The organism is Rhizobium sp. BK399, assembly GCF_014194695.1.
Taxonomy (GTDB): Bacteria; Pseudomonadota; Alphaproteobacteria; order Rhizobiales; family Rhizobiaceae; genus Rhizobium.
This window is the reverse complement of the sequence record NZ_JACIAH010000008.1, coordinates 142457-155877: the sequence shown is the minus strand read 5'-3', so window position 1 is coordinate 155877 and position 13421 is coordinate 142457. Positions and strand designations below refer to the sequence as shown.

Genomic DNA, 13421 nt, shown 5'->3' with positions numbered 1-13421 from the left:
CTGAAGCTGCTGCCGCGAGCAGGTCCAAGAGTCGATTGGCTACTTGCCAACAGCCTTGGCCTGCTGCTCCGCGGGAAGCTCCGAAGACAGGTAGATGGCGCCAGGCAGGTCCTTCTTGCACTGGACAGGGTTCGGTTTACCGGAGACCGAGTCTTCGAACTCTGGTGCCTTGAACGTCTCGTCCTTCGGCGGCGTGCCGTCGGTTGCCAGAGCCACGGCCCACTGAACCGCCAACCTGACGTTGTCATTGCCCGTTGCGACCGTGAACAGCTTGAAATCCGGGTTGCTGTCCTTGTTCTCCTGCCAGAAGCAACCGAGTGAATTTCCATCAGAAGTAGCGAGAGCCGGAACTGATTTTCCCTGCTTTGCGAACAAGGGCAACGCACCGACCAGGGACGGCCCGAAGTCCGAGATGATCACGTCGATCTTCTTGTTTTTGGCAATCTCTGCCGTGAGAACCTTCTGCGTAAGTGCCGGATCCCAATTCGTGACTGCGAAGGGCTCCTGGTTGACGAAGACATATTCCTTGCCAAGAACCTTCTTGAGACCCTTCAGCTCGTCCAAGCCTTGGCTGTTTCCAGCCGGTCCGCTGAGAAATAGGAGGTTGCCGCCGTTGGGCAGCACCGACTTGATCCACTTGCCCCAATTCTCACCGTCGTTTTCGAACGACGCACCGACGAATTTGGAGTAGTTCTTCCCATCCTTTCCTCCGACCGCTACGCGGTAAGGAACGACAACTTTCCCGGATTTGAAGACACTGGTGAGGGCCGGCAAGACGGCAGGGCCCGCGTCACCGAATACGACAAGTGCATCCACGCCCTTCGCGGCCATGCTCTTGATGTCGGAGATGGCCTTCATTGTATCGCCCTGGCCATCGGCGTATTCGTACTTGGTAATGCTAGGGCACAGCTCCACGGTCTGCTTGCCGGAAGCGGTTGTCACCTGGCGCCAACTGTTGCCGCCATAACCGTCCAGTAGCGCCAATGTCGCCTTCTTCGGACCGCACCAGGATGGCATCTCCGCCATCGCCGATCCGGCCATCGCCAAACCACTGAGTGCGGTCGTCAATGTCAGTCCCAGTGATGTTGCAAGGGTCTTATAATTCATTTCGCGTCCTCCACTTTTGTTGTTGAAGTCGTTCCACCTTGGCTTATCGACCAGCGGATCGAGTAAACCGCGATACCGAAACCCAGAGCGAGCGCCTGGATGATTGTTTGAGCTGAGAACGGTACCCCGACCGTCAGTGCGAATTGGCTCAGATGGTTCAAGAAAAATGCAGCAATGACAGTTGAGATCGGGAAGCCTCGTCCGCCCAGGAGCGAGGTCCCCCCGAGTACCACCACAGCGACTGACGGCAGCAGCAAGCTGTCTCCCTGGAAAGCGGTGGGCTCGCGCGTGATCCCCGCAATGAGAGTCCCTGCCATGCAGTAGAGGAGCTGCGCGTAAACGTATGCCATCATCTGGTGAAGTCGTACGTTGAGACCTGCTGCTCTGCCGGCCAATGGATTGGCCCCGATGGCCTCAAACCTGCGGCCAGCTACGGTCTTCTTCAGCACGAATGTGACGAGGATCATCGCACCTAGGGCAAAGAACACCGAGTTCGGTAGACCGAGCGTCTCGCCGCCTGCGATTTCGGCCAGAAGCTCGGTGGTGATAGATGGAACTCCACCCGACACCGCGAAGACCGCACTGTAAAGGAGCGCATTGGTACCAATGGTCGCAATGATCGCGTTCAGCCTGAAGAGACTTACGAGCGCCCCGTTGAGGATGCCTGCAGCAACGCATATCCCCGCGGAAAGAAGCACGGCCTGGTAGAGAAGACCATCATCTTGTTGCGGATAGTGCGTGGCGATGACGACAGCCAGTGAAACGGACCCGGCAAGCGAGAGATCGAAGCCCCCCTGCTGCACCACAAGCAACTGCCCCAGGCCCACCATGGCGATGATCGCCGCAAAAGGGAGGCTTCCCGAAAGGGCGCCGATCGAAAGGCTGCTTGGTGCGAATAGAGCGCATAGTACGATAAGCACGAGCGTCGAGAAAACGACCGTCACGAAATTTCGCGTGAAGGGAATCCGCAAAGTGGTCTCCTTGGGACGGCCGATGTGGGCAATGGACGAAGCGTGGGGCATTTCAAGGTTCTCGCTCAGAAAGTCACAGTGCTCCCGGCGGGCCTCGCGGCGGTGAGCCGGGCCCGATCGGTCTGGTTAGCAAAAGAGAGGAGTAATCGAGATGGAACTCCGGGTTGCCTCGTCGCTCAGCGCGACATTGGCCTCCAACTGTCTCGACGAAAGAGCTTGTCCCGATCCCTAAAATTGCGGCTGGCACTGCTGTCCCGAGATTCCCGATACTCGATGAACATACCGCTGCAGATACTTCCGGCTTCCGCCAGCCAGTCAAGAATATGCTTCCAGGTGATAGCAGTTACCGCTTTCATTTTCTCTCCTCCTTAGAAAATCAGCAGTTTAATCCTGTTCCTTCAGCGTGCCGACGCAAGAGCTCCGATCGTGGGACGCCACTCGTAGATAACAACATCGCGATACACGCCGTGGACTACGAACGGGTCGGCCGAGCTGAAGCGACGCATTTCCTCAAGCGAACCTACGTCCGCTACAACCACGCCACCCTCGCCTATGCCTGAATCGTTCATGATCGGGCCGGACTGTAAGATCGAAAGCTGTCCAGAACGCAGATGCCGCTTGTGGTCCTCAAGGTAGATTTTCCGCACCGAGTCCTTGTTCGGATCCGATATCGCGACACGGACTGCGAGCATCCTCTACACCTCCCAATTATCCGCGATTCCTCACAATACCGCGCATATTCGATTTCGTAGTGTTGATGGTAGCTTGAGGGGCCGGGAAGAAAAGAACGGAATTATCCATTTCGGATGTTCCAGTATTGGCCGCCCATCGCCCCGCTATTCCACTACTCCGTCTTAGGTTCATCTCCACGAAAAGCGCGATCGAGCAGACGATGAAGGCCGCTCCGCTCAAGCTCTCTCGGATTCCAGTAAGCGTTGCTCAGCGCCTGCTCCACGGCCGCCTCGATACTACCTTCAGGCATGCCGAGGTCTCTCAACGACATCACCGCCCCCAATTCCTTGGCCATATCGTAGAGGAACTTTGCCGGGTCGGGCGCGGTGAGCGATCGCTTCAGCCGCTCCATCGCGACCGGCGTGGCTGGAGCGTTATAGGCTAGAGCGTGAGGAAGCATCGCGGTATGCAATTGGGCGTGCGGTAGATTGAACATCCCGCCGAGCGTGTGACAAAGCTTGTGGTGCAACGCCATGCCAACCGATCCCAAGCAAACACCGCAGAGCCAAGCGCCATACAGCGCTGAAGAGCGGCCTTCGATATCTTCCCGATTGGCGTGTATCCGAGGCATAGCTCGCACGATGGCTGAAATACCTTCCTCCGCCGCTAACGAGATGATCGGGTTCGCTTCCTTCGCGTAAAGAGCTTCAACAGCGTGGGCGACCGCATTGAACCCACTCGTCACTGAAAGCGGTACGGGTAATGTAAGCGTGAGGTTGACATCATAAACGATAACCTCGGGAAGGATTCGCGGGTCCGACTTGGTGACCTTCCGCCCTCCCTCGGTTTCGCCGAGAATAGGGGTTGCCTCCGAACCAGCATATGTGGTTGGCACCACGATCTGTGGCAGATCTGTGCGCAAAGCTATCGCCTTGCCCAGTCCCGTCGTCGATCCGCCGCCAACGGAAAGCAATGCATCGACATCATGTCGCTCGATGGACCTCATCGCGTCTGCCGTTACGTCGACAGGGGTGTGCATCTGCGCCTTAGAATAGCTGGCTACTACGCGTTGGCCCAAGCTCCCAGCGATTTCTGCTGCCTGATCGGCCTGCTCCGGTGTCGAAAGCACCAAGATACGCCGTACCTTCAGCCTGTCCGCTTCGTCAGGAAGCGCTGCTACAGTGCCTTGGCCAAAAATGACCCGCGCGGGATTTCCGGTGTAGACAAAGTTTTTCAACGTCAGCCCCTATCAGTAGGCTTGGCGAGGACGAAGTCGAAGTCCGAACACCAATGCGTTTCGCCTGCTTCGAGCTTCGTGAACGGCGCGACCAGAGTTTGCTTCACTCCGAATACCGTGTCCGATTCAAGGTATGGATCACCACCGACGAAGGTATGAGTGACCAGCTTCTGGAATCCATCCGCCCGGACCATGTAATGCATGTGCGCCGGGCGGTATGGATGGCGGCCGAGGCTTGCAAGCATCTGCCCTACCGGACCGTCGTCGGGAATCGGATAAGAAACGGGTCTGATACCGATGAAGCTGTAGCGGCCATCGGCGGCGGTGACGAAAACACCTCGGTTGTTCCATTTCGGCTGGAGTTCAGGCTGCTGAACGTCGTAGTAGCCATCCGCGTTGTCAGACCAGACGTCTATTCTCGCTCCCGACACGGGATTGCCGTCCAAATCGAGTACCCGCCCGATGAACAGGCAGCTTTCCCCCTTGCCGTCGAGACAGATCCGCTCACCCATTTCACGGACAGGGCAGCCCTCTACGTGGAAAGGCCCAAAAACGGTGTTTTCGGTGGCACCGATCGGACGCCTGTTGTTGATGGCATCGACCAGCATCGACATTCCCAGCGTGTCGGAGAGAAGGATGAATTCCTGTCGCTCTCGTGTGCACATCTGTCCAGTGCGGGTCAGAAAATCTATTCCGTATTCCCACTCCGCCTGCGTAAGGTTGACCTCGCGGGCAAAGGCGTGGAGATGCTTGACAAGGCACGACATGACCTCTCTGAGGCGAGGGCTGACGTCTTCCCCCATTCGGGCATTGACCGCTTCCACGGAATTCGTCTCCGTGAAGAAGCCAGTCGTTGGGTTCGTTTCACTGGTGTTTGCGACCATATCCAATGCTCCCGACATCTAAGGGATGATCCGGTCGGATCGCAGACGATCGAAGGCATCGGTAAACGATCGGGTAGTGTCCTGATATTCAAGAAACCCGAGTTCTCGACTACGGCCCATATCGTTGAACGTCTCGATTTGGCGTCCGAGATCCGCGTCCGTATGCCAAAAGGACGCGACGCGCCTTAGCGCGTTGGATTCAAGGGAGTATTTGGCCACGATCTCATCCCAAATGGGGCCCGCATCAGCCATCTGCACTTCAAGCGGCTTCGGGCTTCCGGGATAGGGCGCAGCCTCGATACCGAAATAGGCGGCGAGACGCGGCCAGAGCCATTTCCACCTGAATACCTCGCCATTCACCACGTTGAAGGCCAGATTTGCGGCAGCGCTGGTGGTCGCCGCCCAGTGCAGGTGCTTAGCCAGAATTCTCACGTCTGTAACGTCGGTTACCGCCTCCCACTGTTCGGGTGAACCCGGAAATACAAATGGTCGACCCGTCTCGCGGCAGATCGACGCGTACACGGCAAGCGTCGCCGCCATATTCATCGCGTTGCCGACCGCATACCCGATGAGTGTGTGTGGCCGATGAATCGACCAGGTAAACCCTTCCCGCTTCGACGCGGCGAAGACTTCGTCCTCTTGGACGTAGTAGAAGTTCTCTCCGGGCAGGCGAACCTGCTCCTCTCTGAAAGGCGTTTCCGGCTTGGTCTTCGCGTATGACTCGAATGGCCCGAGATAATGCTTTGTCCCGGTGGTCAGGGCGACGTGCTCGATACCTCTTCCCGCGAGGGCCTCAAGTACATTGCGTACTATCGCGCCGTTGATCCTGCAGTTCTCCGCTTCAGTCTCCTGACGGGACCATGCCGTGATGAACACATGGCTAGGACTAGCATCCGCTAGCGCGGATCGTACGGACGGCGGATCAATGAGGTCACAGCTTAGGGTCTGCACGCCAGTGACCCGGCTCTGCGACCGCGACAACCCCGATACGGTCCAGCCGCCGCTCGCGAGAAGATTTTCCGCAAGATTGCTTCCAGTGATCCCGGTCGCGCCGACGATGAGTGCTTGTCTTGTCATGTTCTACCCGTTCAACAATGTAATCTTGATGCTCTTCGTGGGATCCTGGCCGAACGAAAATGCTTCCACCGCGTCGGTAAGTGAGAAGTCGTGTGTCTGGATTGGCGACAGGTCGATCCCCGTGCGCTCAAGAAAACGAATAGCGGCGGGCCAGACACCCGGAGAACCGATGCACCCTCTCACCGTGAGGTTCTTCATCTGGATCTGACCAATCAAAACTGGAACCTTCCGTCCAATGTTGATGCCGACCATGGACATTCTCCCCTCTTCACGCGCGTAATCGAACGCGGCAGCGAGAGATGCATCATGGCCGGAGGCCTCGATCACCAAGTCGGCACCCTTCCCTCCGGTTAACTCGCGAATCTTCTCGGCTGCGCCGCCGTCGGACGGATCGATGGCGACGTCCACCCCTAGCCGTTGGGCAACTTCACGACGCGACGCCAATGGATCGACGACGATCACGCGCGCGCCCATCCCAATCGCTGCGGCGGCCGAGACGAGACCGATCGTGCCGCCACCGGAAACAACCACAGTCTCGCTTGCATTCGTCCCTCCAGACCTTAGGACGGCGTAGAAGCCGCAGGTGAAGGGCTCGATTAGCGCGGCCTTCTTGTTGTCGACCGCGTCGGGCAGCTTGTGAAGCCACTCCGGATTGACTGCGAAGTATTCTCGATCCGCACCGCTTATTGAGAAGCCGAAATGATGGAGTCGCTCGGGCGTGCGCACCACGCATTCCCCTACAACTCGGTCACCCTTTCTGAACCCCGTGACGTTCCGACCGACCTCGACGACTTCGCCGCTCCATTCGTGCCCTGGGGTCACCGGATAGGAAATCGGAATAATGTAGCGCCCGGCGAGAAGCTCGTAGTCGGAATGGCAGATACCGACCGCTTTGGTATGAACAAGAACCTCGTTGGGCGAAAGATCCGGCATGCCTACATCGGCGATGACGGGCTTTTCCGGAGCTTCGAAAACCAGAGCTTTCATCTCATCCTCCTCAAATTGGTTCCAACAACCCAGTGTTTGCGGAGCGAACGATCGCTTCGAGAAGAGCGATGTTGTTGATCAAATCCGTACCACTGATGGGATAGTCCGCATCGCCTCTGACGGCCGCGGCAAATGCTTTCAAATTGTCACGGACTGGTTCGGCTGGAGGCAACTCACGGACGGTGATCGGCTTGTTCTTCCATCCTTCGGTAACGACCCAGCCGTCGGGTGCCTCGACATGCGCCTTGTCGCGCACGTCGATCCAGCCCTCCGTGCCGAACACCGCGAAGCGGGAGATGAAGGGCGTTGCGAGCGTGGCGGATATGTAGGCCGTACCTCCTCCGGAGAAGCGAAGGTGAGCGCTCATCGTGTCTCCTTGCGGTATTGACGAGGCAAGGTTTTCGCATACGACGCGAACATCTTTGGCAGGACCCATAAGTTTCACCGCAAGGTCGGTAAGGTGGATCCCTGTCGCCGTCATACCTCCGGCCGGAGCCTGCTCGGCCTTGAGACGCCAGTTCGATGGATCGAGAGCGAGAAACTTGTCATGGCTGAAGTTCGCTTCGATTTGCAGCAAACGGCCGAGCTTTCCAGAGCTCGCCGCTTCGAGAATGGAGGCGATCGGTGTTTCGAAACGGCGCTCGTGCCCCATTCCGAGCACCAGCCCTGCCTCCCGGCAAAGTGCCACTGATGCTTCAGCCCCTGCCTTGGTCAAGTCGAGCGGCTTCTCGCAAAACACATGCTTACCAGCGCCGACGGCACGGGCGATCTGCTCGCGATGCAGCGAATGCGGCGTGGCAAGCACAACCGCTTCGACCGCCGGATCCTCGAGAGCGTCCGCCATGTCCGTAGAATACCGCAGCCCCATCTCGGCTGCGAAACCTGCCGCCTCGGGATTGGGATCGACGCCATGAACGAAATGCATTCCAGAGCCGCCTGCGTTGACCAGGGTCGCCATCTTCCGGCCCCACCAGCCAAGACCCACCAGTGCCGCAATCACGGGCTTCTCTTCACGAATGGTCATCGATTATCCACCCGCTTGCTGAATGGATGGATGTTGACGGTTTTCCAAACGCCAGCCTTGGTGAAGGGATCGGCCCTGTTGAATTCGACAATCTCTTCCTTGGAATCTGCTTCAAAAACGAAGAGAGAGCCGATCATAGTTTCATGGTCGTCGGCCAGAAGCGGCCCCGAGATCACCGTTTTGGTTTTGCCAGTCGAGAGATATGCCTTGTGAGCGTCGTAGTTCGCGAGCCGTTTGTCGACGGCTCCCTCATGGTCGAGGCAATGAACAACAAAATGCATTTCGTAAGTCCTTTCAAGTTCATGGCAGCCTCTCGCGAGGCTCTGGGCCGGTCAGGCCTTCATGTCGACTAGGATTTTCAGATGGGTGCCAGCGGGATCGAGAAGCGCTTCGAAGCCCTTCTCGACGACATCCTCAGCGGCGATCTGCGCGGTGACGATCTTCTCGACCGGGAAGACTCCGCCCCCAATCATCTGTGCGATGCGTGGCCAAATCTGCACGGGGTAGCACCACGTGGCCTCCACGGTGATGTCTTTGAGCGCCCACAGCATTGCGTCGATGGACGCGGGCCGAACATGGAGCCCTACCTGGACAACCGTGCCTTGGCGGCGAACGGCCTTGGCGCATAGGTTGAGCGAGGCCTCAGCACCCACACATTCAAGGGCAACATCGAGGCCGACGCCCTCTTCGGTGTGCTCGCGGAAGAGACGCTCGGTATCAGTTTCGCGTGGGTCAAATACGATCGCCTCAGGAACAAGCTTCTTTGCGAGTTCACGGCGATTTGGATTGAGCTCGGAGACGAAGATCTTGGTGGCTCCCGCCGCCTTGGTGGCAAGCAGAACCAGCGCGCCTATCGGCCCAACTCCGGACACAAGGACCGAGCTTCCGGACGTGACCCCACCACGGTCAACGCCATACACCGCCACCGCCGCTGGCTCGATCATCGCTGCCTGCACATCAGAAACGCTGTCTGGAACGGGAAACACGTTGTAGCCGTTGACGATAGCCCGCTCCCCCATCCCGCCCCAGTCCCACGACAGACCAACGCAGGCCATCTTTTCGCTGAGGTGGAAAAGTCCGCGCCGTCCGTAATAGTCGTCGCGCGGAGAAATCAGCGGCTGAATCGAGACGCGCGAGCCGGGCGCAACATGCTTCACGTTCTTGCCGACTTCGAGGACGCGTGCCGAGAACTCGTGGCCCAGGATCTGTGGCAGCGTTGCGCCGGAGTAGACGTGCGGCTTGGCCGGCGTCACAATCGGACCCGCAACGTACTCGTGAATATCAGTGCCGCATATGCCGCAGACCAATGGCTCCACCAGCACCATGTCGTCGCCGAGGGGCCCTTCCGGCGCCTTCACGTCTTCGACACGGATGTCTTTTTTCGAATAGTATCTTACAGCCTTCATTGCTCTGCCTTTCAGCTATTCCGCCCTGGACCTCCGGACGGTTTGATGCGTCAGACGCGTGCGCCGCGTCAGATAAGGACCATGCCACCATCGACCATGATGGTCTGCCCGGTAATGTAGTCGGATGCGTCCGAGGCCAGGAACGTCGTCACGCCCGCGATGTCTCTGGGCAGAGACACTCTTCCCAGCAGGATCGACTGTGAGAACTCGTTGATTGCCTGTTGAGGCTTATCCGTCAAACCGTGGTCCATGAACTCGCGGTCGAGCTGCTCCCAGAGCTCTGTCTTGACAACGCCCGGCCCAAAGCAGTTGACCGTTATTTTGTGCTCAGAGAGGGCGCGCGCCGCCGCTTGGGTAAGCGCCACGACGGCAAATTTGGAGGCGCAGTAGTGAGCGAACAGCGGATAGCCTTGTTTCCCGGCAATCGACGCCGTGTTGACGATCTTGCCGCCGCCACCTTGGGCGATCATCTGCATCGCAGCTTCCTGGATCCCGATCATCACACCGCGGCCATTGATCCGCATGATCCGATCGAAGTCCTCGTCCGTCACCTCGAGAAACGGGCAGGTCTGACTAATGCCAGCATTGTTGAACATGACATCAAGGCGACCGAAACGCTTGACTGTCTCCGCGATCAGGTCCTTAACACTCTGACGATCCGCAACATCGACACCGACAGCGAGCGCCTCATGGTTGCCGGCGGAAATCTTCGCAGCCGTCTGTCTTCCCGCGTCGACGTTTAAGTCCGCAACGACCACCCGGGCACCGTTGTCCGCGAGATCACCAGCTATCCCAGCTCCGATACCTCGCGCGGCACCCGTCACGATGATGACTTTGTTCTCGACCGATCCCGGCACGACTGCTCCTCCCTCAACATATTGTTCCCGTGCAAGACACGCCGATTGCGTGTCGTCGCACAGTTCGATCGCGGCGCACCGGAGGGAGGTTTGACTCATTTCCCACCATCCGACCGAGCGACGGAATCGTCAGTCAACGAAAGCCGCCGCGCAAACCAGCGGCCTGCACGCGTTCTCAATTATCTGACGGCTTTGTTCCTCCCACAGGAAACGCCGTGCGATCCTGAGCGAAGGCTAGATGATGGAGCCTCGCCTCGACAAATCTTAAATTATCCGAAACGGATATTTTCAGTGCAGCAATCACTCTCGAGCTGAAGCTACTATTTCTTAGGGAGGAGACGACGGCGCTTGCGCCGCATGGTGGCACGCATCAGCCCATTCATATGCGCTCCTTCTCAATAGCAGCATCGAAGTATCTGGTTGGCAAGCGCCCCCAGGGAAGGAAGGTTTTGCATGAGCGATACAATGAGAGTGGGCTGGGCTGGCATCGGCAAGATGGGCGCCCCAATGAGCAGGCGAGTGCTCGAGAACGGATATGCTCTCTCTGTGTACGAGCCGCTCCCGGAGAACCGTGCCTCGGTCGTAGCTCTCGGCGCTAACGTCGCCCACAGCCTTGAAGATCTGGTCGAGACATCGGATGTCGTGATGTTGACCATACCCAACGACGCTATCCTCCGAAACCTCATCCTTGCCCCCTCTGCACTTGCTGAGTTGCTAAGGCCGGGCCAGATCGTGGTGGAGATGAGTACCGTGTCGCCGGAGCTGTCAGCGGAAGTGGCCGACGCCTTATCGCGCGTTGATGTTGCCTACCTCCGTGCTCCGGTTTCTGGAAGCACGATGACCGCTTCATCAGGAACGCTTTCGGTGATGATCTCCGGCCCGGAGGACGCGTACCGAAAGGTGAAGCCCATTCTTGCCAGTTTCTCCATAAAGCAGTTCTACCTTGGAAATGGAGAGGAGGCACGATACCTGAAACTCGTCCTGAATGCCTTGGTGGGGGCAACCGCGGCCCTACTCGGCGAAGCCCTGACGCTTGGGCTAAAAGGCAACCTGTCCGTAGAGACAATGCTGAATGTTATTTGTGAAAGCGCGGTGGCGTCGCCGCTAATCGCCTACAAGCGGGATCTTCTTGTAAATCGGAACTTCGATCCAGCCTTTTCGGTCTCTCAAATGATGAAGGACTTCGACTTGATCCTGGGAGCAGCGAAGTCTGATCATGTCCCAATGTATCTGGCGTCGATGATCCGACAGCAGTACGAGGCCGCATTCGCAGACGGACTCGCGGAAAAGGACTTTTTCGTTCTTTTTGAGCAATACGAACGTCTTGCTGGCCTGAGCCGCGAAAGGAAAGCCCTTTGAGCGGAGGCACACATGCTGGCTGGTGAAAACGCAATCCGCGCGCTAGTCTGACCGCCACAACGACGGTTGGGAGGCCGACGTGAACGAATACGAGATGCTGCGCGTCATTGACTTCATCGAGAAGACGCGTCGACCGTTCCGGGAGGTTATAGAAGCTGCTGACGAGGACGCGATCTGGCTGATCGTCACCTTCCTCATCAAATCCCATATCCTCAGCCAGCCAGTATCGATTTCCACGCTCGGCCAAGAGTCGGGCCTCCCGTACGCGACTTCGATGAGGCTGATCAATCGTCTCATCGACAGCGGACACATCATAAAGGTCTCCAAGTCCTCCGGCCAGCGTTATGCCCTGCAGCCGAGCGAGCAACTTTTGCGATCATTTGAGAACTATGCTCGAAAAACGAAATCTCTCCTCGCACAGACCTTGGGCCTTCGCGCGGGCGAAGAAGAGGACGAATACTACTTCGGCGGCACACCGCTCGGATCGCAGATCATCCCGCCCATGCGGCTCGTCCAGAGACGCGCGGAGGCACAGATCGAACTCCGATTTCTGCTGAACGACGACAACTACTTTTCCGCCATGCGGAACATGTGGGCCGATTTCCGCAGTAACCTTGCGTCCCGCAAGAATTTCGACCTGCTGCCGCTACCGGAAGTCTATCGGCGGGCGAGAGAGAATGCCGCTAAGAAGCTCTCCGACTACGACGTAATCGCCATCAACATGCCGTGGCTTGGCGAATTCGCAGAGAGCGGTATCATTCGTCCAATCGACCAATACGTTCAGCGGACGGGCATCAACCCGTTGGATTTCCATCCCTCCATCTGGTCGTCGGCGACATGGGACGGAAGAGACTATGGCGTTCCTGGATACTGCACCGTCGAATTCCTTGCGGCGCGAAAGGACCTCTTTCTCGAAGCAGAGATCTCGTTTCCAAAGACGTTCGAGGATGTGATCAGAGCTGGGCGCAAATTTCACTCACCTGACGAAGGTATGTATGGGGCAGTCTGGGACGGTGCGCGCGGCATGCCCATCGCCTCTAGTTTCCTCTTCTTCCTGGGTGCATGCGGACAGCCAGCGATTTCGCTGCGCAAGACGCGCTCAGGCTACACCCTAGAAGGCCTCGACCCCGATGAACTAACATGTACCATCCTTTCGGATGCAGGCTTCGCTGCTCTCGAATACATGCGAAGGCTAATGGAGATCTCACCGCCAGCCATATTGGAGATGGCGTGGGACAAGACGCTCGACGTGTTCCTGCAAGGAAGAGCCAGCCTCGGATACTTCTGGACGATGCGAGCCGCTCGGTTCGAGTACGATGTCCAATCCACGGTAAAGCGGCGAGTTGAGTATCTGCCCCAGCCTTCGGGACCCGGCGGCACCCGTGCTTCCCCCATCGGCGGCTTTCTTTTCTGCATTCCAACCAATCTGCCAGAAGAACGCGTGGAATTGGCCGCCGACGCGATCGCCTGGATGGCTTCACGGGAGGCGATGAAAGCACACGTAAAGAACGGCTTTCCGGTCGCGCCGCGCTTCTCGGTTAGCGCCGATCCGGAAGCAGCCGCCAGCTCGCCGATCGTCCGGTTTGTGGATCAGCTCGCAAAGAAGAGTCTGCTACATACTTGGCAGCGCCCCAAAATTCCCCAGTACACAACTATCGAGAAGGTGCTAGGCACGGAAATCCATGACGCCTTGCTCGGCAACAAGACGCCGCGCGAGGCACTTGAAACGGCGGCGGCGGAAATCGAAATGAGCCTCAGAGTGGGACGGCACTCCGTCCAGGAACTTCGGTCGCGCTAAAAGCCCCCGATGCCGCCGCGGGAGGAGCAGCGCCCCGCGACG

Annotated in this window: 13 protein-coding genes; 2 read left to right on the top strand and 11 right to left on the bottom strand. The window is 58.0% G+C overall.

The window, feature by feature from the left end; translation table 11 throughout:
- Nucleotides 1–39 precede the first annotated feature (39 nt).
- The 11 genes from FHT97_RS18390 to FHT97_RS18340 form a co-directional block, all read right to left on the bottom strand.
- Complete coding sequence (locus FHT97_RS18390) at nt 40–1107, bottom strand: substrate-binding domain-containing protein (protein ID WP_183863863.1); 1068 nt, start codon at nt 1105–1107, stop codon at nt 40–42.
- Nucleotides 1104–2129 carry an ABC transporter permease gene (locus FHT97_RS18385; RefSeq protein ID WP_183759145.1) on the bottom strand — a complete coding sequence of 342 codons (1026 nt, stop codon included), beginning with the start codon at nt 2127–2129 and terminating at the stop codon, nt 1104–1106. The genes FHT97_RS18390 and FHT97_RS18385 overlap by 4 nt, the downstream gene beginning before the upstream one ends.
- 347 nt (nt 2130–2476) lie before the next feature.
- Entirely contained in the window at nt 2477–2770 is a 294-nt protein-coding gene (locus tag FHT97_RS18380) for a YciI family protein (protein WP_183759144.1), read from the bottom strand.
- Between the two features lie 152 nt (nt 2771–2922).
- A complete protein-coding gene (locus tag FHT97_RS18375; RefSeq protein ID WP_183759143.1) occupies nt 2923–3987 on the bottom strand; it encodes a maleylacetate reductase in 1065 nt (354 codons plus the stop codon).
- 2 nt (nt 3988–3989) lie between these two features.
- On the bottom strand, nt 3990–4871 hold the full coding sequence (locus FHT97_RS18370; protein WP_183863862.1) for an intradiol ring-cleavage dioxygenase: 882 nt from the start codon (nt 4869–4871) through the stop codon (nt 3990–3992).
- 18 nt (nt 4872–4889) lie between these two features.
- Nucleotides 4890–5948, bottom strand: coding sequence for an SDR family oxidoreductase (locus tag FHT97_RS18365; protein ID WP_183759141.1), 1059 nt, complete (start codon nt 5946–5948; stop codon nt 4890–4892).
- Between the two features lie 3 nt (nt 5949–5951).
- On the bottom strand, nt 5952–6935 hold the full coding sequence (locus FHT97_RS18360; RefSeq protein ID WP_183863861.1) for a zinc-binding dehydrogenase: 984 nt from the start codon (nt 6933–6935) through the stop codon (nt 5952–5954).
- 10 nt (nt 6936–6945) lie between these two features.
- Nucleotides 6946–7959, bottom strand: a complete 1014-nt coding sequence (locus FHT97_RS18355; protein WP_183863860.1) for a Gfo/Idh/MocA family oxidoreductase — start codon at nt 7957–7959, stop codon at nt 6946–6948.
- Nucleotides 7956–8240, bottom strand: coding sequence for a YciI family protein (locus FHT97_RS18350; protein ID WP_183759138.1), 285 nt, complete (start codon nt 8238–8240; stop codon nt 7956–7958). Before FHT97_RS18350 ends, FHT97_RS18355 begins: the two co-directional genes overlap by 4 nt.
- Before the next feature lie 51 nt (nt 8241–8291).
- Nucleotides 8292–9365 carry a 2,3-butanediol dehydrogenase gene (locus FHT97_RS18345; protein ID WP_183759137.1) on the bottom strand — a complete coding sequence of 358 codons (1074 nt, stop codon included), beginning with the start codon at nt 9363–9365 and terminating at the stop codon, nt 8292–8294.
- A 68-nt stretch (nt 9366–9433) separates the two neighbouring features.
- Nucleotides 9434–10222, bottom strand: coding sequence for a glucose 1-dehydrogenase (locus FHT97_RS18340; RefSeq protein ID WP_259130119.1), 789 nt, complete (start codon nt 10220–10222; stop codon nt 9434–9436).
- 453 nt (nt 10223–10675) lie between these two features.
- Here FHT97_RS18340 and FHT97_RS18335 point away from each other — a divergent pair, with 453 nt between their 5' ends.
- Both FHT97_RS18335 and FHT97_RS30865 read left to right on the top strand, forming a co-directional pair.
- Complete coding sequence (locus FHT97_RS18335) at nt 10676–11581, top strand: NAD(P)-dependent oxidoreductase (RefSeq protein WP_183759135.1); 906 nt, start codon at nt 10676–10678, stop codon at nt 11579–11581.
- A 79-nt stretch (nt 11582–11660) separates the two neighbouring features.
- Nucleotides 11661–13379: an extracellular solute-binding protein gene (locus FHT97_RS30865; RefSeq protein ID WP_183863858.1), complete on the top strand. Its 1719-nt coding sequence runs from the start codon at nt 11661–11663 to the stop codon at nt 13377–13379.
- Nucleotides 13380–13421 lie beyond the last annotated feature (42 nt).